Annotated in this window: 19 protein-coding genes and 1 tRNA gene; 11 read left to right on the top strand and 9 right to left on the bottom strand. The window is 60.6% G+C overall.

All coding sequences use genetic code 11. The features are described from left to right. Nucleotides 1–144: 144 nt before the first annotated feature. Nucleotides 145–990 carry a phosphoribosylanthranilate isomerase gene (locus VIH17_09310; protein HEY4683431.1) on the top strand — a complete coding sequence of 282 codons (846 nt, stop codon included), beginning with the start codon at nucleotides 145–147 and terminating at the stop codon, nucleotides 988–990. A gap of 120 nt (nucleotides 991–1,110) precedes the next feature. On the opposite strand, the gene VIH17_09305 is transcribed toward VIH17_09310, so the two are convergent. Further along, the gene (locus VIH17_09305; GenBank protein ID HEY4683430.1) at nucleotides 1,111–2,466 is read right to left on the bottom strand and encodes an aminotransferase class III-fold pyridoxal phosphate-dependent enzyme; all 1,356 of its coding nucleotides are present in this window, start codon (nucleotides 2,464–2,466) and stop codon (nucleotides 1,111–1,113) included. A gap of 289 nt (nucleotides 2,467–2,755) precedes the next feature. Here VIH17_09305 and larA point away from each other — a divergent pair, with 289 nt between their 5' ends. The 4 genes from larA (at nucleotide 2,756) to VIH17_09285 (ending at nucleotide 7,120) form a co-directional block, all read left to right on the top strand. Further along, a complete protein-coding gene (gene larA / locus VIH17_09300; GenBank protein HEY4683429.1) occupies nucleotides 2,756–4,126 on the top strand; it encodes a nickel-dependent lactate racemase in 1,371 nt (456 codons plus the stop codon). Further along, nucleotides 4,123–5,853, top strand: a complete 1,731-nt coding sequence (locus VIH17_09295; GenBank protein ID HEY4683428.1) for a thiamine pyrophosphate-binding protein — start codon at nucleotides 4,123–4,125, stop codon at nucleotides 5,851–5,853. The genes larA and VIH17_09295 overlap by 4 nt, the downstream gene beginning before the upstream one ends. A 469-nt stretch (nucleotides 5,854–6,322) precedes the next feature. Beyond that, nucleotides 6,323–6,700: a hypothetical protein gene (locus VIH17_09290; GenBank protein ID HEY4683427.1), complete on the top strand. Its 378-nt coding sequence runs from the start codon at nucleotides 6,323–6,325 to the stop codon at nucleotides 6,698–6,700. 219 nt (nucleotides 6,701–6,919) lie between these two features. Further along, nucleotides 6,920–7,120, top strand: coding sequence for a hypothetical protein (locus VIH17_09285; GenBank protein HEY4683426.1), 201 nt, complete (start codon nucleotides 6,920–6,922; stop codon nucleotides 7,118–7,120). Nucleotides 7,121–7,536: 416 nt separating this feature from the next. On the opposite strand, the gene VIH17_09280 is transcribed toward VIH17_09285, so the two are convergent. From VIH17_09280 to VIH17_09270, 3 genes are all read right to left on the bottom strand, one after another. Further along, nucleotides 7,537–7,860 (bottom strand): HigA family addiction module antitoxin, encoded by a 324-nt coding sequence (locus VIH17_09280; protein HEY4683425.1) that lies wholly within the window; start codon nucleotides 7,858–7,860, stop codon nucleotides 7,537–7,539. 8 nt (nucleotides 7,861–7,868) lie between these two features. Continuing rightward, nucleotides 7,869–8,147: a type II toxin-antitoxin system RelE/ParE family toxin gene (locus VIH17_09275; GenBank protein HEY4683424.1), complete on the bottom strand. Its 279-nt coding sequence runs from the start codon at nucleotides 8,145–8,147 to the stop codon at nucleotides 7,869–7,871. A 481-nt stretch (nucleotides 8,148–8,628) separates the two neighbouring features. Then, a tRNA-Lys gene (locus VIH17_09270) sits at nucleotides 8,629–8,704 on the bottom strand. A 430-nt stretch (nucleotides 8,705–9,134) separates the two neighbouring features. On the opposite strand from VIH17_09270, the gene VIH17_09265 reads away from it, so the two are divergent. After that, nucleotides 9,135–9,695 (top strand): PEP-CTERM sorting domain-containing protein, encoded by a 561-nt coding sequence (locus tag VIH17_09265; GenBank protein ID HEY4683423.1) that lies wholly within the window; start codon nucleotides 9,135–9,137, stop codon nucleotides 9,693–9,695. Here the strand turns inward: VIH17_09265 and VIH17_09260 are convergent. The 5 genes from VIH17_09260 to VIH17_09240 all read right to left on the bottom strand — a co-directional run bounded on the left by VIH17_09260 (nucleotide 9,692) and on the right by VIH17_09240 (nucleotide 17,028). Then, entirely contained in the window at nucleotides 9,692–12,370 is a 2,679-nt protein-coding gene (locus VIH17_09260; protein ID HEY4683422.1) for a tetratricopeptide repeat protein, read from the bottom strand. The genes VIH17_09265 and VIH17_09260 overlap by 4 nt on opposite strands. 566 nt (nucleotides 12,371–12,936) lie before the next feature. Beyond that, nucleotides 12,937–14,562, bottom strand: coding sequence for an MBL fold metallo-hydrolase (locus VIH17_09255; GenBank protein HEY4683421.1), 1,626 nt, complete (start codon nucleotides 14,560–14,562; stop codon nucleotides 12,937–12,939). 401 nt (nucleotides 14,563–14,963) lie between these two features. Then, nucleotides 14,964–15,917: a hypothetical protein gene (locus tag VIH17_09250; protein HEY4683420.1), complete on the bottom strand. Its 954-nt coding sequence runs from the start codon at nucleotides 15,915–15,917 to the stop codon at nucleotides 14,964–14,966. A 292-nt stretch (nucleotides 15,918–16,209) separates the two neighbouring features. Continuing rightward, nucleotides 16,210–16,671 carry a DUF4870 domain-containing protein gene (locus tag VIH17_09245; protein HEY4683419.1) on the bottom strand — a complete coding sequence of 154 codons (462 nt, stop codon included), beginning with the start codon at nucleotides 16,669–16,671 and terminating at the stop codon, nucleotides 16,210–16,212. A gap of 27 nt (nucleotides 16,672–16,698) precedes the next feature. Further along, nucleotides 16,699–17,028 (bottom strand): hypothetical protein, encoded by a 330-nt coding sequence (locus VIH17_09240; protein ID HEY4683418.1) that lies wholly within the window; start codon nucleotides 17,026–17,028, stop codon nucleotides 16,699–16,701. A 157-nt stretch (nucleotides 17,029–17,185) separates the two neighbouring features. Here VIH17_09240 and VIH17_09235 point away from each other — a divergent pair, with 157 nt between their 5' ends. The 5 genes from VIH17_09235 (at nucleotide 17,186) to VIH17_09215 (ending at nucleotide 20,938) form a co-directional block, all read left to right on the top strand. Then, on the top strand, nucleotides 17,186–18,448 hold the full coding sequence (locus tag VIH17_09235) for an MFS transporter (GenBank protein ID HEY4683417.1): 1,263 nt from the start codon (nucleotides 17,186–17,188) through the stop codon (nucleotides 18,446–18,448). Between the two features lie 87 nt (nucleotides 18,449–18,535). Continuing rightward, entirely contained in the window at nucleotides 18,536–19,033 is a 498-nt protein-coding gene (locus tag VIH17_09230; GenBank protein HEY4683416.1) for a hypothetical protein, read from the top strand. Further along, entirely contained in the window at nucleotides 19,030–19,452 is a 423-nt protein-coding gene (locus tag VIH17_09225) for a type II toxin-antitoxin system VapC family toxin (GenBank protein ID HEY4683415.1), read from the top strand. Before VIH17_09230 ends, VIH17_09225 begins: the two co-directional genes overlap by 4 nt. Nucleotides 19,453–19,628: 176 nt before the next feature. Beyond that, nucleotides 19,629–20,693 carry an A/G-specific adenine glycosylase gene (mutY, locus tag VIH17_09220; GenBank protein HEY4683414.1) on the top strand — a complete coding sequence of 355 codons (1,065 nt, stop codon included), beginning with the start codon at nucleotides 19,629–19,631 and terminating at the stop codon, nucleotides 20,691–20,693. 26 nt (nucleotides 20,694–20,719) lie between these two features. Next, a complete protein-coding gene (locus VIH17_09215; GenBank protein ID HEY4683413.1) occupies nucleotides 20,720–20,938 on the top strand; it encodes a hypothetical protein in 219 nt (72 codons plus the stop codon). The last annotated feature ends 322 nt before the right edge of the window (nucleotides 20,939–21,260 follow it).

Here is a 21,260-nt window from a genome sequence, read left to right as displayed (position 1 = left end):
ACCTTGAACATCCTCGGTCTCATCCCAAATCGCTTGCCGTTCCTCTTGATGCCTTCGCCGTGAACGGCCTGCTGCAATTTTCCTCTTCCCGCCATAACCGGCAATAGGACTGCTGTCCCGCCTCGGCGGGACTACAGTACTACGATGCGGAGATTTGAGGTTTCGGCTGCTTCGCCTCTGCGAAATCTCTGGGTACTCTGTGTCTCTGTGGTTCATCTTCTGGTATCTTTCTCACCACAGAGACACCGAGTCCCGAAGCTTCGGGAACAGAGCACCGCCGGGCGAACAGGCGCGGCAAGCACAGGCCATATGATGCGAGTCAAGATTTGCGGAACACGGAACGTCGAAGAGGCTCGGATGATTGCCGCGAGCGGCGCCGACGCTCTCGGCTTCCTCGTCGGGCTCCTTGAGCCGCACCCGGACCAGATCGCGGCGGAGGAAGCGGCGGAGATCATCGTCCGGCTCCCGTCGTTTGTCTCCTCCGTGCTTGTCACGCAGCAGAGGGATCCCCACATCGTGGCCGACCTCTGCCGGCGGGCTCGAGCGAGCGCGGTGCAGTTGCACGGCGGCTTTGCCTCCGAGCAAATTCCAACGCTCCGCCGGGAACTTCCCGCTCTCACCGTGATTCAGGTCGTGCCCGTCGCCGGGCCTGATGCCCGGGCGGCCGCCGAGGATGCTGCAATTCTTGCTGATGCCATTCTTCTGGATTCAGCCCCGGCGGGTCGGGCGGCGCTCGGCGGCGGCACCGGGAAGACTCACGATTGGAATCTCAGCCGGGAAATTGCGCGGGCGTGCTCAAAGCCGGTGATCCTGGCCGGCGGGCTCACCCCGGAGAACGTCGAGCTTGCGATTCAAACCGTCGGGCCCAGCGCCGTGGACGTCCATTCCGGGGTCGAGGATAGCCAGGGAAACAAGGCGAAGGAAAAACTTCTGCGTTTCGTCACCCGCGCTCGCCAAGCATTCGATCTGACCGCGCGAGCTATGCTTTAGGACGAACTGGACGAGCAGAGCACTTCCGGGGGGACTATGAAAACAGAAAATAGAAATTAGAAAGGAGATCCATTGCCCCTCTCTTGTGTTTTCTGTTTTCTAATTTCTATTTTCTAATTTCTAGTTTGTTTTTCGCGCCTCGATGAGCGCGCTTCGCAGCCGGGTCATCGCCAGGTCGATCTCTTCCTTTTTGACATCCAGGTAAGGGCGGAAGCGCATGGAGCGCGCTCCGCATCCGGTCAGGAGCAAGCCGTTTCCGACGCAAGCCTTCACCAGGCGTCCCCGCCAGGCCGGGTCCGGCAGATCAAACGCATTGAGCAGCCCGACGCCGCGAACTTGCGTCATTTCCGGAAAGTCGCGGGCCAGTTCAGACGCGCGCTGGCGAATATAGGCGCCCATCCGGCGCGCATTCTCCAGCAGGTTCTCCTCGCGCACAATTTCAATGAAACGGGTGGCGCGCAGGAAATCGTCCTGACCGGCGTTCCAGGTGCTATTGATCCGGGAATCGATGGTAAAGACGTTTTCGGCAAAGGCGTCCACCTTGTCATTGGTCGCCAGCCCCGGCACCTGGGCGCGCTTGGCAAAGCAAAGGATGTCCGGCTCGACGTCATAGTGCTGGTGAAGCCACCATTCCCCGCTCACCGCGAAACCGGTCTGGATCTCGTCGAAGATCAGCAAAATGTCAAATTCGTCGGCGACGCGGCGAAGCGCGCGGAGGAACTCGGGTCGCACGTGCCGGTCGCCGCCCTCGCACTGGACGGGTTCGAGGATCATGGCGGCGACATGGCCCGGCCGAGCCTCGAGCACCGCCCGAATCGCTTCGAGCGCTTTCGCTTCCGCCTGCTCAATCCGGGCGCGGTGCTCCTCGACGGGAAAACTGACCACCGGAAACTCGATGCGCGGCCAATCGAATCGCGGAAACCACATGGTTTTGATCGCCGCCGCGGTATTGGTCATGCTCGTCGTCCATCCGGTGCGGCCGTGAAAGGCGCCGGTGAAATGGATCACGCCGGTGCCCAGCTTTTGCGTTTCTTTGTCTTCAGCCGTCGTAAGCCCCGCCCGGATGTTCTTTCGGATTTGCCGATCCCAGGCGGCTTTGAGGGCATTCTCAATGCCCAGCGCCCCGCCGCCATCAATCGTAAAAATGTGTTTCCTGAGGCGCGGCGGCAAGATTTCTGCAAATGTGAGGATGAAGGCAATGTGTTCCTCGGTGTAAACGTCCCGGTTGCACGGCTTCATCGTCGAGGCCCGTCCCAACCGTTCGAGGAAGCCGCGCTCCATCATCTTCGGGTGGTTGAACCCGAGGGCGTTGGAAGAGGTGAAGGCGTACATGTCCACGTACTCTTTCCGGGAATCGCGATCCACCAGCAGGGAGCCGCGGCTCGCCTGAAAGTCAATGATGATGGGAAACCCATCCACCAGGACAAAACGCTTGAGCGCGTCCAGAGTGAGTTCTGAGGTCTTGTTCACCAGCATGAAATCCTTTCAGCCCGAATCGGGCGAGCCCCGATTTCATCGGGGCGAGCCTGAAGCCGAACGAGGCCAACCCGACGGGAGAGCCGGCCCTTTCGGGGGTGGCGGGGCGCTTCTTGAGCAGAATTAGGATACTCGAATCGGCGGCTTCCGCGCCACCCGCGATTCCTATCGGACAACGAGGCAGCCGCTCCCTGGAAGAGCAGGGCGTGGTATCCTCTGTCAGCAATCCCGACATTGGCTGAATGTCAATCGGCTATCCTGGACCGACTCTCGGATCAAACGTGGGGCGATGACCAAACACAAGCTGCCCTGGGGCGAAGCGGAACTCGAAATCACCCTGCCTTCCGAGTGGCGCCTCCTCGGAGAACTGACGCCGGCAAGCGTGCCCGGCGTGCCATCGGTGGAGGCGGAAGCTGGCCGCGCCCTGCGCGAGCCCTGGGGTGCCGCGCCGCTTGCTTCGCGGAACCTCGCCGGCAAACGCATCGTCCTGGTCGTGGATGACATCTCTCGCCCAACGCCGATTCACCGCTTTCTCTCGGTTGTCTTGCAGGACCTGGCCCGGGCGGGCGCCCGGCCGAGCGACCTCCTGCTGGTCATCGCGCTGGGCATGCACCGGCGCATGACCGAGCCGGAGCTGCGGCAGAAAGTGGGGGCAGAAAATCTGGCCGGGTTGCGCTGGGAAAATCATGACGCGCGACGCCGGGAAGCGCTCGAGTATCTCGGCCGCACGGCTCAGGGCACGGCGGTCTTCCTCAATCGCCGGCTGGTGGAAGCCGATCTGGTTGTCTCGATGGGAGTCGTGGAGCCTCACGCGCTGGCCGGGTTTGGCGGCGGGCTCAAGAATATCGTGCCGGGCTGCGCTGGCGCGGAAACGATTGCCGGCGCTCACCTGTGCGGCGCCGCTGCCGGCCATCTTCCCATGATCGGCTCGACGCCGGAACACAATCCGTTGCGGCGCGACCTGGAAGAAGCCGCGCGCCTTCTCGGCAAAGAGATTTTCCTGGTCAATACCGTTTTGAATCCGGCGCTTGAGATTGTCCGCATCGAGGCCGGTGACCCTATCCTCGCTCACCGCCGGGCCGTGGAACTGGCTCGTCGCATTTCGAGCGTTCTCGTGCCGGAGCAAGCCGACATTCTCATCACCAACTCCGCCCCCATGGACATGGACCTTCGCCAGAGCTTGAAATGTGTGGGCAACACGCTGGGCGCAGCCAAGCCAGGCGGCACCATTCTGGCCTTCTTGCGCTGTGCCGAGGGCGTGGGCGCCTTTAGCCTGCCCAAAAGAAAGGGCCTGCCTCTGCCTTTGCTGAAACGGCTGGTGCGCGCGCTGGGAACTCGCCGCACGGTCAGGTTTCTCGAGCGCTTTCGCAAGGATCTCGGTGTGGAAGAAAAATTCCTTGCCGTGTATTCGCTCCAAGCGATCCAGCGGAACGACATTTGGGCCTATGCCCCTTCGTTGACTCCGGGAGAGGCGGCTCGCGCCGGGATGTTTCGGCGCTTTTCTGACCCGGCTGGGATGATCGAGCAACTGCGGAGACGCGCGCCGCGCCGGCCAAGCGTGATTCTCTTCCCTCGCGGCGGAGTGACCTACCCGCAGATGCCCGAAGCAGAGGAAACGGCGAATCCTTATTCCTGGAAGAATGGGAGCAAGCTCGGATGACATGGACGGGCGCGCAGTTGGTGGTCAAAGCGCTCGAGGCGCAAGGGGTAGAGCGCGTTTTCGGCTTGCCCGGTGTTCAAAACCTCGAACTCTATGATGCTTTGAAGGACGCGGCCTTCGAGGCGGTCCTGGTCACTCATGAGCTCTGCGCTGCCTTCATGGCTGACGCTTATTCGCGCTCGACGGGCAAGGTCGGCTGCTCGGTGCTTGTGCCGGGACCGGGGCTGACCAACGCGAGCACCGGACTTGCCGAATCGTTTTTGGATTCCGTCCCGCAAGTGGTGATTGTGCCCGGGCCGCGCAACGATATTGAGGAAGGCTTTCAGCTCCACCAGGTGCGCCAGCTTGACGCCATCCGCCCGCTGGTAAAGGCCGCCCTGCACGCTGAGCGCGTTGAGGATGTTTTCCCTCTGGTCAGCGAAGCCTTTGCTCTGGCTCGTGGGGGCGAACCCGGCCCTGCCGTCGTGGAAATTCCCTACAACCTGTTTCAGGAAAAGGCGACGATCCCGCCACCCGCCCCAGCGGCAAGCAAGCTCGCCCAGATACAATCGGGGCTCGCTCCCGAGGAGAAGCGCTTGAAAGAAATCGCGCGTGCCATCGAGCAGGCCAAGCAAGTGGGCATCTACGCCGGCTTCGGCGCGACCGACGCCCGAGCCCTACTGGTCCGCCTGGCGGAGCTGCTGCAAGCTCCGGTGGCCACCACGATTGCCGGCCGCGGCGTTATCCCCGAAGACCATCCCCTCTCGGTGGGATTCGGTTTTGGTCCCGCCGGCTCGCCGCTGGCCGAGGAGGTCTTCGGCGGCTGCGATCTTGTTCTGGCGCTCGCCTGCAAATTTGGCGAGGTGGCAACCGGAGCTTACGGGATCAAGCCGCCCAGGAATTTGATTCACGTGGACATCAATCCGGACGTGCTGGGGCGGAATCTGTCGGCGAGCTTGACCCTCCAGGGCGACGCGCGAGACGTACTCGAAGGGCTCCTCGAGGAACTCAGCCGCAGCCCGCGCCCCGTGAATCGCCCGCTCCAGGAGCGGATTGCCCGCGAGCGCCAGCGGTACTTCCGGACGATCGAGCAATCGCCGGAGCAAAGCGATGGGGTCAACCCGGCCCGGTTGCTCTGGGAGTTGCGAAAGCTCCTGGCGCGCGACGCGATCCTCACCACCGACAGCGGCGCCCACCAGTTCTGGGTGGTTTCCTGCTTTCCTATCTTCGCTGCCCGGAGCTACCTGACGCCCACCGATTATCAGTCCATGGGCTATTCCATCCCGGCCATGGTCTCCGCCAAGATGGCCTTTCCCTCCCGACAAGTTATCGGCGTGGTCGGCGACGGCGGTTTCCTGATGACCGGCTCGGAAATCGTGACCGCGCTGCGTTACAAGTTGAACCCCGTTGTCCTGCTCTTCAATGACGGCGAGCTGGGTTTGATTCGTGAAGCCCAAGACCGCATTTACGGCCGCACCAGTTGCATTGAGCTTCTCAATCCCGACTATGAACTGCTGGCGCGCGCCTACGGAGCAAACTACTTCTGCATTCAAAGCGACCCGGAAATCTCGGCCATTCTTCGCCAGGCTCTCGCATCGGATCGTCTGGCCATCGTGGACGCCCGCGTCCGATACCGGGAGCACACCCGGTATTTCCGCGGTGCCGCCGCCGCCAGCATGTCCCGGATGCCGCTCGGGCTGAAGCTGCGGCTGGCAGCGCGGCGGATTCATCGCATGTTCCGGATGTGAAGAGCCGGCTTTCGTCCGCCTCAGCCGCCAAAGACTTTTTCGCCCTCTTCCCCCAATTGTCCGGGGCGGGCTTGCCCGGCCAGCCCGGTGGCCCATAATGAGCCTGGCATCCTTCCCGAAAGGTTGTCCGGATGCCTGAGCCGTTCAAAGTCGTCACCACCCTGCTCCAGATCGCGATCGTGGTGCTCGTGCTGGCGCTGGCATTCTTTCTGATGTTCCTGTTGAGGGTTGTGATTTTCTGAGAGCCGGCGCTTCCGGGCCGGCGATGCTTCCGTTGCTGGCTCACGGCCCGGTACCTCCCCGCCTATCGTCCGGAATTTCCCTTCCCACAATGGAAACAGGTCATTCGCCTGTTCTAAGGAAACAGCTTGGGGTCGCTGGCCCCATGGAACTCCCGTACCAGCCTCTCGTTCTATTGCTTGCCTGGCATGGTTGCGGCAAGCTCGAGTGGCAAGGAAAGGGGATCGGGATGCCCTTGATAGCCGCGGATGTTTTGGAAGGACTGGAAGGACTGAAGCATCAACTTGAGGAACTGGAGCGGGTGGTGACCTCGGGCAAGCTGCCCACGGCCGTCATCAGCGACTTCAAAGAGACCCTCGACCGTGTTCGAGGAAATCTCTGGACGATCCTCCAGCTCAAAGCGGAACCGACCGAAAGCAAGCAACTTTGCGTCAATGAAGTGTTGGTGCGGACCCGGCTGCGGCGCGCGGCCAGGCTCGTCCGCGACGTGATGTCGGACCTTGATACGAGCTTCGTCACGCCAGAAACCGAAGCCCTCGAAGATTTTCACGACGCCCTCAAAGAAGCCCTCCAAAAAATCTATCGCCGCTGGCAAAGAACTCAATAAGACTCTATAGACAGAGAAATCTCCCGGCCGCCCTTGGAGCGCAAAGACTGCTGGAGCTGAGGCGGCAGGGACCGGAGTATTCCCGCTGAGCAGTTCGACTGGGGACTCGTGTATCCGTCTCAAGACTCGCCCATTGACTTAACGCGAAGGCAGGGACTAGCATCCGCTCACGAATTACCGGCTGCCCGCACCGTCGCAAATCTGAATCGGGAGGCAACCATGGAAAAACGAATCATGGATTGGGCTTACTGGCTAGGTCTGCTCTTTGCTGCCCTGGCCATCCTGCTGCGGATCGCCAACGGATTCAATCTCCTGTTAGGGTTAGCCAACGTCTTCGGCGGGATCACCCCCTCAGCCCTGATGAGGGGTAGCGTCCTCCTGCTCCTCGTGTCCATCGCAATTGCCCAGCAACGGAAGTAGCCAGGCAAGGCTGCGTAGTAGTGCCCCAACTGATACCTAAGAGTGGCGTGTGAAGAGGTCGCGCCGGCGGCTGTGATCCACACCGCCGCGATCAGGGTAGATTCAGTCGCAGGCAGACAAGCATTTCAAAGGCGGAGTCGCGTCCTGCGCAGCAAGACCTCACCCTCGAACACCGAAATACCTCCACTGTCGCCTCGAGAAGCAAACAGGAATACTCTCTGCCAGGAGGTTGGTGAGTCGCCCAGGACTCGTCCCGATCCCTCGGGACTGGAAGCCGCTGATCACTCCAAGAAATCCATGATGTTGCCGCATCTAGCCTTTCCCTGTGTCGAGACTAACGGCTTTAGGTGGTATTCGGCGGGTTTTGTACACAATTTTGTTCCCGGGTTTGAACCTTAGTCGAACCTTAGACCGATTCAGGGTCGCGAGCGGTGTTCGGCAGCGGGCAGGGGCTGCACGTCGCGTTCAATGCTGCGCTGGAGCTCATCCTGGGCGACTTCAAGATCATAGGCCGCTTGGGCGTTCAGCCAGAACCGCGCGCTGGTGTTGAAGTAGCGGGCGAGCCGCAGAGCCGTATCGGGCGTAATGCCGCGGCGCTCGTGGACGATCTCCGCGATGCGCGTCACCGGCACACGAAGGTTCAGCGCCAGCTTGTTCATGCTCAGGCCGAGCGGCCGCATGAAGTCCTCGCGCAAAATCTCACCCGGGTGGATCGGCGGCAGCTTTTCAGACTTGGCCATGTACCCTCCTAATGATAATCCACAATCTCCACGTCGTAGGCATCCCCGTCTCGCCAGACAAAGCAGATGCGCCACTGATCGTTGATCCGAATGCTGCGTTGTCCTTCTCGGTCGCCGTGCACAGCTTTCAAGCGGTTGCCTGGAGGCGCTGCTAGGTCACGCAGTTCCGCCGCACTGTCCAATTGGCGCAGCTTTCGCCGTGCGACACGTTCAATAGCCTGAAAACGCTTGCTGCGAATTCGCCGGTACAGCTTCTGCGTCTCTTCGCAGCGAAACGTCTTGATCACACAGATATGCTATAACGGTTCCCAGTAAACGTCAAGCGTTAACCCTTTGGGGCCGACACAAGCGACGTTTTCCGTCGTTCGAGAAGAGGCAAGGGGGACGGCAGAAGTTAGTCAGTCGAATCGCAAGCAGAAACCGAGTGAAGTGGTGAGCCGCCCAGGACTCGTCCCGAAACTTCGGGACTGGAACCCGCTGTGCTCAGTCTCGAAATTCCGGGAGCTGATATTCCCCGCGAATCAGTTTGTCGATAAAAGCCCGGCTCTTCATCCGCTTCACAAAACGCTCGGCCCGTAGCGCTTCCCGGGTGCTCCCATATCCCCGCGAGAAGACCAATTCCCACGGACCACCACCGCGGGTCCATCGGCTCGGATTCACGTCAGATTGATTGTGTTGGGCAAGCCGCACCGCAACGTCCTCAGTGACGCCCACATAGTATCGACCGGTTCGCTTGCTTCTCAAAATGTAGAGGTGCACAGAAAGAATTGGTGAGCCGCGGAGGACTCGAACCTCCAACCCGCTGATTAAGAGTCAGCTGCTCTACCAGTTGAGCTAGCGGCCCACGGCACTGCCCGTCGCGGCGGGCAGAGAGGAACCAAGCAACAAAGCCAAACAAATTTTATACCAGTTGCTAACAAGAAAGGTCAAGCAAAGCGTCCAGACTGCCGCACCCGTGGTTTCCGTTGGTCTGAACCGCAGCCCTCGGCCGCGGCGGCGAGGATGCTGATCCCACGCTTTATGCTCTTTCATAAGCGCGTTTCGGGGGAGGGTTCTATACCCTTAGTAGCGAGACCCATTTCGCCGTGCAGAACGCCTGTGACGCAAATGCGCAACGGGTTGCATAAGCAAACGTTCGGATGAGGTGGCCAACGAACCGGCAGGCTGCCAACCGGCTCATAACTAAAGGGCAAACGTTTATCCCTCGAAGTCGAATCCTTGGACTATCAATTGCTCCCATTCTGGCAGTGTCTTTTCATGCTGGGGGTGCACCCATGAGAAGTTTCCGCGCCGCTCTCTTGGCAGGTTTTCTTGTTCTCTTTACCCACTTTGCCCTGGCCGAGACAATCCTTCCCCCGGACCCGTCCATCATCATTCGCGGCGCCACTGGCGATTCTACGTCTGTCGGACTTAGCTTCACCTTCCAGGCAGACCCCGAGGGCCTCGGGTTTCTCTCATTTGTGAATGCGAGCGGCCAGGATTGGTTCCGGCTGGACATCGTGACCACACCACCCTTCACACCTGGCGACCCGTGCTTTCCCATCGCGCACAGCTCGGATGTCTTTGCCAGTTCTAGTTGCTCCAGCATGGGTGGCGGTCAGGTGCTCCTGAGTTTCTTCGGCATTGTGAACGAGGGCATTTTCCCCGGTATTCTGAGCGGGAGCCATTTCACCATTGACCTGGGTTCAGATCCGTTGCTAGCGTGGACACCCAACGAGCAGTTCGACGCGACAGCCAATGTGCCGGAACCGGCCACGGTGGTGCTGTTTCTGACAGGGGCTGGGATGATGGCGGCGCGGCGGAGGTTTCGCAAGGGTCTTCACTCCCGCGTCTAGCGGGACTTGCCGCTTGATTCTCCAACAAGTTCTGCAAACTCCGGACGGCCCTGAAGAGTGCCGAGCTCAGGGTCGCTTTTTGCTTCTGCGGTGGAATATCCTCTCTGGAAGGCTTCCCGAAGGGCTTTCAGAGCATCGCTGGGACGGCTGGCCAAGGCATTCACGATAGCCTCTTTATAGATCAGGTCCACGTTGGTCCGGTCAATGGAGCGGGCGCGGCGCATGAAATCGAGCCCGCGGTTCGGGTTTCCTTTTTTCGCGTAGTACAGGGCCAGGTTCCCCAGGGTGATGGCGCTACGCGGGTTCACCTGAAGTTCCTTGTAGGCCAGCGCGATAGCCTTGTCGTAGGTGGCCGGGGCTTTCTCCTTCTGTCCCGACCATCGGTACGCATCCGCCAGGTTGCCCATCGCCACCTCTTCGTTGGGATTCATCTCGACTGCCTTTTCAAACATCTGGACGGATTCGTTATACCGCTTCAAGTAGAAGTAAGCTGTACCGAGGTTCGAGTAGGTACTGTAGTAGGGCTGGAGCTGGAGCGCCTTCTGAAAGGCAGGGATACACTCCTGAAATTCCCCCCGGCGAAAATGAGCCGCACCGACGTTCTCGTAGCCAGCGGCATTGTCCGGTTCGAGCTCCGTAACGCGGCCAAAGCTGGCGAGAGCTTTCTCGTTCTCTCCCAACTGGGTATAGGCGGCGCCGAGCGCATTGTGGTTGAGCCAGTAATACGGATTCACTTGCGTGGCCTTCTGATAGGCCTGGATGGCTTCCTCCTTCCGGCCGCTGGCCAGGTAGGCTCCACCCAGGCGGCGGTAGCCTTCGTCGGAATTCGGCGCCAGTTGCAAAGCGCGTTGTAATTGCGCGATCGCTTCGGCAGCTTTGCCAGTCGCCTTATACACGCTTCCCAGCGAAAAATGGACTTCTGCCAGATTGTCGTTCAGTCGCTGCGCTTGCTGAGCGGCCGCCAAAGCCTTCTGCGACCAGAAGCTATCCTTCTTCTCCCGGTACATGAGCAAGCTGGCATCGGCTATGCCGGCATAGGCCAGGGCAAAGCCACGGTCTTTTTTGAGCGCCTCCTCATAGAATCGGCTCGCCGCCTCAATGTTCTTGACGTCCTGCTGGCCGCGCATGGCATTTCGGCCCTTGAGGTACAGGTCGTAGGCCTCAATATTCTCCGTAGGATGGCTTGCGCCCCGGGCCAACTCTTCGTCGGTAGGCTTGAGGTTCAGCGCCGCCACCATCTTGCTGTAAATCTGGTCTTCCAGCGTGAGTAGATCCTGCGTCACGCCCGAAAACTCTTCCGTCCACAAACGCCGGCCGCCAGCCACGTCCTCCAGGTTCACAATGATGCGAATCTTTTCTCCTGTTCCCTGTACGGTCCCGTGGACGATGAGATTGACGCCCAAGGCGCGAGCCGTCTTCTCCAAGGATTCCTTTTTGCTGGCCTTTTCGACCGCAGCCGCTGAAGCGACCCGGGCGTCCTTAAGCTGGAACAGCTTGGCGGAGAGTGCTTCGACCAGACCGTCGGCAACGTAGCCGAGCGATGCCGGATCGCCCAACACGCGGAACGGGAGCACGGCGAGGTATTGGCCTTGAGTGAGGGCCGGGATGGCGGCGGGCGTAACCGCTCCGGCAGGTCGGCCAAGGATGAAGTGGCGCGCCGGCGGAAGGGCCAGAGCGAGGATGACCAGCATGAGCAGGGCGCCCGCGGCCAGGAACCAACCGCGCCGAGTCGGCATCGGCAAAGAGACCTGCACGGAGCGGGAAGGCGAAGGGGCGCGGGCGGCTTCCAGGTCGGCAAGAATCTCGCGGGCGTGCTGGTAGCGCCGGGCAGGAGCCCGCTCCAAGCAGCGCAGGGTGATGCGGGCGAGGTAGTCGGGCAGATCCGGATTCAACAGCTTCGGGTTCTTGGGGTCTTGCTTGAGACGTTGGTACATCACCTCAAGCCCGGAGTCGCCGGGGAAAGCCGCCTCGCCGGTGACCATGTCGTAAAGGATGAGCCCCAGGGAGTAGAGATCGCTGCGGTGGTCCACCGCCTTGCCCTCCACCTGCTCCGGCGACATATAGCGCGGCGTGCCGAGGAACTCTCCGGTGCGGGTCATTCCGGCGGCATCGGCTTCGAGCGACTTGGCCAGGCCAAAGTCGGAAACGTACACATTGTCGGCTTGGTCAATCAAGACGTTCTGCGGTTTCAGGTCGCGGTGCACCACGCCTTCGCCGTGGGCGGCTTCAAGCGCTCGGCAGAGCTGCCGCGCAATATTCACGGCGCGATCAACGGGCAAGCGTCCCCGCTTCTTCAACACCTGATGCAGATCCTCGCCCTCGACGTAAGCCATCGAGATGAACTTCACACCGCTGGCATCGCCCAGATCGTGGATCCGCAAAATGTTCTTGTGGGAGATGCTCCTCGCCAACAGGAGTTCCTGCTTGAAGCGTTGCATGGCGCTCGGTTCGGTGGTCAGCCCGGGCCGCAAGAGCTTGAGGGCAACGATGCGGCTGAGGTCCTTATCGTAGGCCCGATAGACCCTGCCCATCCCTCCTTCGCCGATGAGCGATTCGATCCGGTAGCGCGGGCCGAACTCGCAGCCGGGCTCGAGCGCGAGCAGGAACTCCGACGCCGAAGGCTTGGCGCTCGCGGAGGGTGGAGTCCCCAGAGGGGTTCGGGGCGGTGGCGACATCAGGCCGGCAGCCGTGGCAGGTTTGGCAACGGCGGGTGACGCCGCGGCAGCCGCGTGACCACTCCCAACCAGGGTTTCCCCTTCATATGCTGCTGTGGGGAAGACACCGCCGCAGCGCGCGCAGCGAAGCGCGCCTGGGGGATTATTTGCGCGACAATGCGGACAAATCATGGACGAAGCGCCGGGCTCCTCCAGACCGGAACGTTGATGATGACAATATCAAGATTTAGTGCTGACATTATCAGGCAGAACGGTTGACCCTGCAAGCGAAATGCTTTCTTCGGTCACCGGCGGCAACAAGACTCAATCGCCGAGTTCATGCTGGTGAAACCCGGTGTGTGAGACGCAAGAAAGAACTGGCGACAAAGCCCAGAACACCGGGGCTGGAAAACGCCTCGCCGGCCACACCGGAGCATTTTGGGGTTGGCGGGAGTAGCGGGCGACCCCCCGCTTCCTTGCTTCTTGCTTCGGCTTCCAATAGAAAAGAGGGGGCAGAATGTCTAAGGTTGGACCGTTTCCGCGACAGCCTAGGTAGGGTGATGAGAGGTTCTGCCCCCTCGAGCTTTTCAATCCGCCCCGAGGCCTCGGGGCTCATTTTCTGACCAGCCCGGGTTGGATCGCGGCAGGCCAGCAATCCTTTCGCGGGAACTGTTCGTGGTGAACCGGCAGCCCACGCGCATCCCCTTTTCATTTAAGTTCGCGTAGATCGGCCACAGGCGAATCGTGCCCCCCGGCAACACCGGCACGTGCAGCTCGGCGCGAAACTCACCGGGCAAAATCCAATGCTCTTCGAAATCGAGCGCGAGCCCGCCAAAGCTCATGTCCAGGACGCGCGCCGGAATTCTCTGCTCGCCCCGGAAGACGATTGCGCGGGCAGCCACACCGTCCATCCTTACCCGTTCGCATCCTCGCCGGTCGGGAACGGCCCGTTCCGGTATGAGCTTCTCCCAATCCAGATTCCGGACAGCCCACGGCAAAATCGGCCGCGCCGCAGGCGGGCTCGCCCGGATCGGGCTGGCGATGGGCTCTCCTGAATAAAGGGGGATGGTATCCACCGGGATCTCAGCCGGAACCACTTCCTCTTCGAAAAAAACCGCCTGGTCCCACCCGTGGCGGGCATCCGGCAACTCTTTGACGGCTTCTCCCGAAGCTTCGCTCAAGGGGCCCGTCCACAAGGCTTCCTGCTCTCCCCAGCGTCCGGAGGTTATACCCGCAGGCCACACGCCCAAATCCGGTAAGCCCGATGCAGATAAAGCAGCCTCCCCGGCGGGAACATCGCCAAGCACCGCCCCCGCCGGAAACGGCTGGGCAGGAGAGCCCGATTCGCAGGAATCGGTTCCGGAAAGGTCCACCACGCTTCCCTCGGCCGCGCCGGTCACATCCCCAAAGTGTTTGCTTGCCTGCTTGACAATTTCGTCTATGGCGGCGTCGTCGTGGTCCGGGTCGTGGTGGTAGAGCACCAGCTTCTTCACGCGCGCCCGTCGCGCCAAATCCACCGCGTGCTGCCAGGTGCTGTGTCCCCAGCCGCGCCGGGAGGATGCATATTCTTCCGGGGTGTATTGGGCGTCGTAGATGAGCAAGTCAGCGCCCTCGGCCAGCTCGACGAGGCTTGCGTCAAGATGCTTGCCATCGGGTTCGTGGTCGCTTGCGTAAACGATCACTTGCTGGCCGGAGTCCAGGCGAAAGCCCAGCGAGCCGTGAGGGTGGTTCAGCCGGCGCACGGTCACCACCGCCCCATCCACCACCGCCTTCTGCCCGTGCACATCCTGAAAGCGCACCACCGACGACAGGACCTTGCTTTCGACCGGATAGAGGGGATTGCGGATGAGTTGCCGCAACGTTTCCTGCCCGCGGGGCTGAAAGCTATGGAAGGAGTAGAAGTGGATGCGGTTGCCGGGCTGGTAGAGCGGCGCGAAGAAGCGCAGCCCCTGGACATGATCCCAGTGGAAATGGGAGAGAAAGATGTGGGCGCGAATGGGCCGCCCGCCGAATTCCTTCATCAGCGCGTTCCCCAGCAAGCGAAATCCTGTCCCGCAATCGAAGATCATGATTTCGCCCTTGCCTGGCTCGGGCGCGCCCGTTTCCGGCCCGCCGGTCCGCACCTCGACACAAAGGGTGTTGCCGCCGTAGCGAAGATGGGCCGGCGAAGGCGTAGGCACCGACCCGCGAACTCCCCAGAACCGCGCCTTCATCGTTTTTGTCCCTATCTACCTGGCACTCGCGCCAAGCGACACAAAAGCCGATAAACCAAACTGCCTGCCCAAGGCAGGTCCCGAAGCTTCGGGACTGGCGCTTTCAGATTTTGGAGGAATCAAAGACCCGACAGGCTGTCGGCACTCCCTTGCCCGATTCGGGCTTGCGGGAACGAGAAGGCAAACTTCAAGTTAGCCCTCATTAGCGGCCGCTGTCAAGCGGAATTTTCAATGTTCTCAACATGTTACCGTGCGTCCTCGGGCCACCCAAGAAGCGCGCCTTCCTTGCTCGACCCTGGTGGAGTAGTCAGGGCAGATGCTGGAGGACGACCAGTGTCTGCGCATGAAGAGACGAAGTTGGATTTTGGTGCTGCCCGCAGCCGTCCTTGCTCTACGCTGTCCTACTTTCTCAGGTCTTCGGCGATTTCGCGGGCGACTTTCCGGGCATGGTCGAGCTGGGTAGGCTCAAAAGAGATGGCGGCAACGCGCGGATGGCCGCCGCCACCATAGCGCTCGCAAATGGTGGCAAGGTTTCGCTCCTTCGGGTCCGCATGCCACGGGTTCGAGCCAACGGCAACCTTCGCCCGCAACGGCGAATGGGACACCCCCACGCTGTAGAGACAATCACGGTGCAGATAATACGGAATGAATTTGTTGTAGCCCTCCATGTCGAAGCTACTCAGATCGAAATAGATGACCCCGTCCCGGTATTCGGAGTGTCCTTCAATGATTTCGATCGAGGCTTCATGGCGAGCGTAGAGACTGCCAACGTGTTTGGCAACCTGCGGCAACTCGACCACCTCTTCGAGCGACCGCGTGGCCAACTCCGGCACCAGCCGGGGCACAAAATCCTTGTCGCAGACTCCCTCCATCACCAGCGCCAGTCGCATCGCCGGTTCCGCCATGCGCACGGCTGATTCCGGAGTAGGATATTGCGCGCCGTCAATGATGTCCGCCCAGGCAATCAACTGGTCGAGAGAACTCGCGTCAAATTGGAATCGCTCGCGGGCTACCGTGGCAAGAAATTTCGTGCAGGACTTGTAGCTCGGGTCGTAGAATTTTTTTCCGCTCCGGTCATGCCGGAAATGCTCGGCGTCCTCCGGGCTCAAGAAAGCACTCTGATGGTGATCAAACCACCAGGTCAATTGGGGCGCGCTCGAATACTTGAAATCCACGATGACGTTCTCATCCCCGTCGAAGATTCCGTCATCAAAAAGCTGCGTGGCGCGGTGGCTCAGGCCGCTGTAAGCAAATTCCGCTTCCGGATGCAAGCGCTGCCGGTAGAATCGCGTGAAGACAGCCGCCGACGCCGCCCCGTCAAAACATTTGTCGTGAAAACAGACCCGAACTTTCATCCTTGACCCATTGGCTATCGCCTCGGCACACAAGGCATCGCATCGCGCCCGCTGAAAAGCCAACTAAGATGGCGTTTGAGTCGAATGTTGTCAAGCGGAAATTGCAGCTCGGCGGCATCCGCCCCGGGACCGATGGGCCTGGTAGGGGCAAGCTTCAGCTTGCCCTCGTTTTCTTGCCTCGTTTTCTTGCCTCGTTTCGGGCGGTCTGAAGACCGGCCCCTACACGAAGACCCCAACACGAAGCCCCTACACGAAGAAGATTGAGGTGTAGCTCTTCGGAGGCGCCCGGCGCTTATCGAGCGGCGAGTTTCTCGGCCAGATCGCCCGCCAACGGCACCTTGAATCGTTCGCCCTGGTAGGCTTTGACCATCAGCAGAATCCACAGCACCAGCGAGACGAGTCCGATAAGGCCGCTCAGCGCTCCCATGCCGAAGAAGCCCCAATGGAACATCCCGCGGCCAAAGATCCATCCGCCGAGGATGATCTGGAGGAGATGGAGTCCACCGAAGGTGACGATCGCTTGCGCCGCGTGGAAGCGGACGTAGGGACGCTTGTCGATCACAAAAAAAATGAGCCCCGTAATCCAGCCAAGCACATAGCAAAGTAGTCCCGCGACGTTCTCTTGAAGGCCGGTTCCCGGCTGAGTCGCCGGCGCGCCGGCCGCTCCGCCAGGCACGCCTTGGGCCTGCCCGCAGTTGGGGCAGTAAGCGGCGTTGTCGGCCACCATCGTTCCGCACTTGGTGCAATGTGGCATCGCACGTCTCCTCTTCTGGCGCCCAGCTCACCGCGTTTGCGGCAAGTTGTACGCGTCATAAATTTGCCAGAACCACAGAACCACGAGCAGGGGAATTCCCACCACAACGAAACTGAGCAGGATAACTACGACCAAGCTCACCCAAATGAGGATGGCTTTGGCGATCTGTCCCTTGACGACCTGGCCCAGGCCGGGAAGGAAAAACGAGAGCAGCGCGGCCATTCCGTATTTTTCAGGAAACGCGCCCGGTGCCGGCGTGCTGGCCGCCGGCGCCGCAGCGGATTGCACCCGGCCGTAGGCGGGGCAGAAACGCGCCTCTTCCGCGAGAGTGGCCCCGCAACTCTGCCAGAAAGCCATCAAAGGAAAGAACGGGCGAGCGCTCGATTCGGCGAAAGCCTAGCAAAAGCAGCGCCACCTCGCAAGTGCGATTGGATCGAGCGGGCGGATTCTGTACAATGGCGCGTCGCGAGCCTAAAGGCCCGCCCCGATATAATCGGGGGCCCCGAGCGCGCCAGTGGAAACCCCATTCCTTGCCACAGCACGTCCCACGCGCAAGCTGCTGGGACTCGAATGGCCGTCGCACGTCACGCCCGCCGAGCGCCGCTCGCTCATCGCCGGCGGCCTCGGCTGGATGCTCGACGCCATGGACGTGATGCTCTACTCCCTGGTGTTGAGCAACTTGATTCAGGTGCTGGCTATGGACAAGACGACTGCCGGCATGTTGAACTCGCTCACCCTCTTTGCCTCGGCCGTGGGCGGATTCCTTTTCGGTTTCATTGCCGACCGTATCGGCCGCGTGCGGGCATTGATGGCCACCATCCTGGTCTATTCCCTTTCGAGCGCGGCCTGCGGGCTTTCCCAGGCCATTTGGCAGCTCGCCCTTTTCCGGTTCATCCTCGGCCTGGGCTTGGGAGGAGAGTGGACTGCCGGCGCGGCGCTCGTAGCGGAAACCTGGCCGCCCGAGCATCGCGGCAAGGCGCTCGGGCTTGTCCAGTCCACCTGGGCCATCGGCGAGATGATTGCCGCCGCTGCTGTGGCGCTGATCTTGCCACGATTTGGTTGGCGGGCGGTATTCTTCTTCGGTGTTGTCCCTGCCTTGCTGGTTTTCTGGATACGCCGCGGCGTCCCGGAGTCGGAGATCTGGAAAGCAAGCGCGGAGCAACGGAAAACCTCGCTCAAAGAATTATGGAAACCCGGCACCCGCCGGCACGGCATCATCGCCACCGCTATGAACGCGGCGGGCATGTTCGGCTACTGGGGATTGTTCACCTGGATCCCCGCCTATCTCTCGCTGCCCCTATCCGAAGGCGGGCGAGGCCTAAACCTGACGCAGACTACCGCCTGGTTGATCGTCATGGGAGTGGGTAAGTGGCTCGGCTACATCCTGTTTGGTTTTATCGCTGACATCATAGGGCGGCGACCCACTTACATCGGCTATCTTTTGATCGCCGCGGGCCTCACCCCGCTTTACGGCATCGCGCACCAACCGCTCTGGCTATTGTTTCTTGGGCCCTTTGTCGCATTCTTCGGCACCGGCTTTTTCTCCGGCTTTAGTGCCATCGCCAGCGAAATCTTTCCCACCTCGATTCGCGCCACCGCCATGGGAATCTCCTATAACGCTGGTCGTGGCCTGAGCGCCCTGGCTCCATTCACCATCGGCTTCCTCGCGCATACCTACGGCCTCGGCTATGCCTTTTTCCTGACGGCAGCAGCGTTTTTGGTCGGCGCGATTTTGGCTTTCTTCCTGCCGGAAACCAAGGGCAAGCAACTCCAATGATTTCTGTAAATTACTACGATTTCAAATTTCTGTTGACTTATCATGAATTCTAAGTATGATAGGAATATACTAAGGAATGGGTTGGATATGCCGGTAGCCACGAAGCATTCCCTGAAAGTTGCCGATGAGGTTTGGATTGCTACCACCCTTCTGCATCGCGAAAACCCGCGCCGCACCGACTTCACGGTCAGCGAGATTGTTGAGCGAGCAAGGCAGGAGGGAGCGTCCGAGAAGCTCCGCCCAGGGATCTACCCTCATGTGGTGCACCATTGCGTTGCGAATCGGCCGCCGAACCCCGGACGATACCGGATGCTCTTTGAAACGAGAAAGAGCATGCGCCGCTTGTTCCGTGAAGGAGACCCGTTTCATCCCGACCGCGAAGGTGCGAAGATCGTTCCTGCCAAGGAAGACATCCCGGCCAAATACCACGGCCTCCTTGACTGGTATTACTCGGAATACGCGCGGCGGAAGCCCGACGAGGAGAAAACAGATTCTCTCCTAGCCCTTCGCGGGTCAGGCAAAGAGCTATGGGCCGACGAGCACGCTGACGAGTATGTTCGCCGACTGCGCAAGGGCTGGGAATGAGCCGGATCTTCTGGGACACGAATCTCTTTATCTACCTGTTCGAAGATTACGACGAAGTTTCCCAACGCGTAGCCGCTTTGCGCAAGCGAATGTTCGCCCGCAACGACCAGCTCTATACCTCCACCCTGACACTCGGCGAGGTGTTGGTGAAACCCCTGGAACAAAAAGACGAAGTCCTGCGGCGAAAATACGAGGGCGTGCTTCGAGAAGTTGCCACTCTAATCCCATTCGATGAAGAGGCCGCTCGCATCTACGCGATGATCCGCCGCGACCGATCGATTAAAGCACCGGACGCAATCCAATTGGCTTGCGCGGCACAAGCGCGTGTCGATTTGTTCATCACCAACGACGATCGGTTGAGCGAACGAACCATTCCCGGAATCCAGTTCCTCACCTCGCTGGAACGTGCGTTCCTGTAGTCCTATGTCCGCCGCACGTATTCACTTGATCCTTGGCACCTGAGGGCCATTCGGGCTTGTAGCTCGTTTACAATGATTGTTTACTCGGGATTCCCATGAAACCCTCGGCGAGGTCGAACATTCAGGCTGGTAAAGGCAGCCCTCATTCGGGAAAAACCTCCGGCAGGCAGATTCACGTGAGCGATAAGCGCCCGCCTGCCTTTCGAAGACATTTGCTGGCCTGGTTCCGGCGCCACCAGCGTGCCCTGCCGTGGCGAGCGACGGGCGACCCGTACCGCATCTGGGTCTCCGAAATCATGCTCCAGCAGACGCGAGTCGCCGTCGCCGTCGAGTACTACGCTCGGTTCCTGGAGCGATTCCCCACGGCGAAGGAGCTGGCTCGGGCACGCGCATCGGAGGTGCTGCGCCTTTGGGCCGGAATGGGCTACTACCGCCGCGCCCGGCAATTGCACCAGGCGGCGCGGGTGGTCGTCCGAGAACACAACGGAAAATTTCCAGACGATTTCGACCTGGCGTTGGCCTTACCGGGAATCGGCCACTATACCGCCGCTGCCATTCTGAGCATCGCTTATGACCGTCGGCACGCTGTGGTGGACGGAAACGTCTTGAGGGTGCTGGCGCGGTTAGACGCCCGGCGCGGCACTCTGGTGCCGCGCCACCTTGAGCCGCGGGCGCTGGCACTCCTGCCCCGGCGCGCCCCCGGCGAGTGGAATCAGGCGATGATGGAGCTGGGGGCAACGGTGTGCCTGCCGCGGCGCCCGCTGTGCTTGCTTTGCCCCGTCGCGTCCTTTTGCCGGGCGCGCGCCCTCGGAATTCAGGAGGAGATTCCGCCCGGCCGCAGGAAACGCGAAGCGGTGGACATTTTGCTGGCAGCAGCTCTTGTGCGCCGGGGAGGCCGGCTCCTGCTCATCAAACAGGCTGATGGCCTCTTCGTGAACCAGTGGCAGTTCCCCGCCGTGGAGCTTTTCCCTGGCGAAGATGTGGAAGGCCGATTGCGCGCCATGCTTCGTGACCGTTGCGGCCTCATCGCCTCCCGGGTGCGCGCGCTCGAGCCGCGGCGCCATGCCATCACCTTTCGAAGAATCCGACTTCTTCCGTTTCTGATCACTCCGGCCCGCATCCCTCCGAGCAAACCCAACTGGCGTTGGGCAAGGGAGAAAGAAATTCTGTCGCTTGTCACGTCCTCGGCAATGAAAAAGATGCTGGAGACAGCCCGGAGCGCAGGTTTGTGGCTGGAATGATCTTCGCATCCGTATGGAGGGTTAAAATGAAGCAGTCCAAGCATCGAGTCAAGAAGCAGCCGCCCGGCAAGCAGCGATCGGTCGAAGCCGTCCGAGAGATGATCGAATCCTTCATCCCCGAGTTCGCCGCAAGGGTGGCTGCGATCGAGCATCTGCTTGTTGAGAAGAATGTATGTACCCGTGAAGATTTGCAAGAAGCCAGGAAATTTGTGGATATGGAGGCCGAGATCCGAACCAATCTTTAAGCGGTGGCCGAAGATATTCCGGCAAGAGAATCTAGGGAGAACCCTCCGCCGATATGTGAAAATCAAGCGCGAACCCATGAGCGAGACTTTGCGCAGGCTGTAGTTGCCTCGCATGTCGAAACTCGGGTCTGCCACGACGAGTTTCGAATTTCGAGTTTCGATTCTTGAGCTTCGAGTGCCGCGGCTGCCCAGCGGATCTTCGCACACTCCTGCCGTTTTTGCTGTGGCGTGGTCGTCCCGACCATCCCCGTCATTCAAGACCGGGCCAATCAAGTGGAAGCGGCGCTAGGCTGAAGCTACCTGCTCGATCTTGGCAGCAAGG

This window comes from Candidatus Acidiferrales bacterium (assembly GCA_036514995.1).
Classification (GTDB): Bacteria; Acidobacteriota; Terriglobia; order Acidiferrales; family DATBWB01; genus DATBWB01.
The sequence above is the reverse complement of the archived record's forward strand: the minus strand, read 5'-3'. Positions and strand labels throughout refer to the sequence as shown.

Excerpts from the sequence above, each read along its gene's own strand:
- VIH17_09310 (HEY4683431.1), top strand. The coding sequence starts at position 145 with ATGCGGAGATTTGAGGTTTCGGCTGCTTCGCCTCTGCGAAATCTCTGG.
- VIH17_09305 (HEY4683430.1), bottom strand. The coding sequence starts at position 2,466 with ATGCTGGTGAACAAGACCTCAGAACTCACTCTGGACGCGCTCAAGCGT.
- larA (HEY4683429.1), top strand. The coding sequence starts at position 2,756 with ATGACCAAACACAAGCTGCCCTGGGGCGAAGCGGAACTCGAAATCACC.
- VIH17_09295 (HEY4683428.1), top strand. The coding sequence starts at position 4,123 with ATGACATGGACGGGCGCGCAGTTGGTGGTCAAAGCGCTCGAGGCGCAA.
- VIH17_09290 (HEY4683427.1), top strand. The coding sequence starts at position 6,323 with ATGCCCTTGATAGCCGCGGATGTTTTGGAAGGACTGGAAGGACTGAAG.
- VIH17_09285 (HEY4683426.1), top strand. The coding sequence starts at position 6,920 with ATGGAAAAACGAATCATGGATTGGGCTTACTGGCTAGGTCTGCTCTTT.
- VIH17_09280 (HEY4683425.1), bottom strand. The coding sequence starts at position 7,860 with ATGGCCAAGTCTGAAAAGCTGCCGCCGATCCACCCGGGTGAGATTTTG.
- VIH17_09265 (HEY4683423.1), top strand. The coding sequence starts at position 9,135 with ATGAGAAGTTTCCGCGCCGCTCTCTTGGCAGGTTTTCTTGTTCTCTTT.
- VIH17_09260 (HEY4683422.1), bottom strand. The coding sequence starts at position 12,370 with ATGTCGCCACCGCCCCGAACCCCTCTGGGGACTCCACCCTCCGCGAGC.
- VIH17_09255 (HEY4683421.1), bottom strand. The coding sequence starts at position 14,562 with ATGAAGGCGCGGTTCTGGGGAGTTCGCGGGTCGGTGCCTACGCCTTCG.
- VIH17_09250 (HEY4683420.1), bottom strand. The coding sequence starts at position 15,917 with ATGAAAGTTCGGGTCTGTTTTCACGACAAATGTTTTGACGGGGCGGCG.
- VIH17_09245 (HEY4683419.1), bottom strand. The coding sequence starts at position 16,671 with ATGCCACATTGCACCAAGTGCGGAACGATGGTGGCCGACAACGCCGCT.
- VIH17_09240 (HEY4683418.1), bottom strand. The coding sequence starts at position 17,028 with ATGGCTTTCTGGCAGAGTTGCGGGGCCACTCTCGCGGAAGAGGCGCGT.
- VIH17_09230 (HEY4683416.1), top strand. The coding sequence starts at position 18,536 with ATGCCGGTAGCCACGAAGCATTCCCTGAAAGTTGCCGATGAGGTTTGG.
- VIH17_09225 (HEY4683415.1), top strand. The coding sequence starts at position 19,030 with ATGAGCCGGATCTTCTGGGACACGAATCTCTTTATCTACCTGTTCGAA.
- VIH17_09215 (HEY4683413.1), top strand. The coding sequence starts at position 20,720 with ATGAAGCAGTCCAAGCATCGAGTCAAGAAGCAGCCGCCCGGCAAGCAG.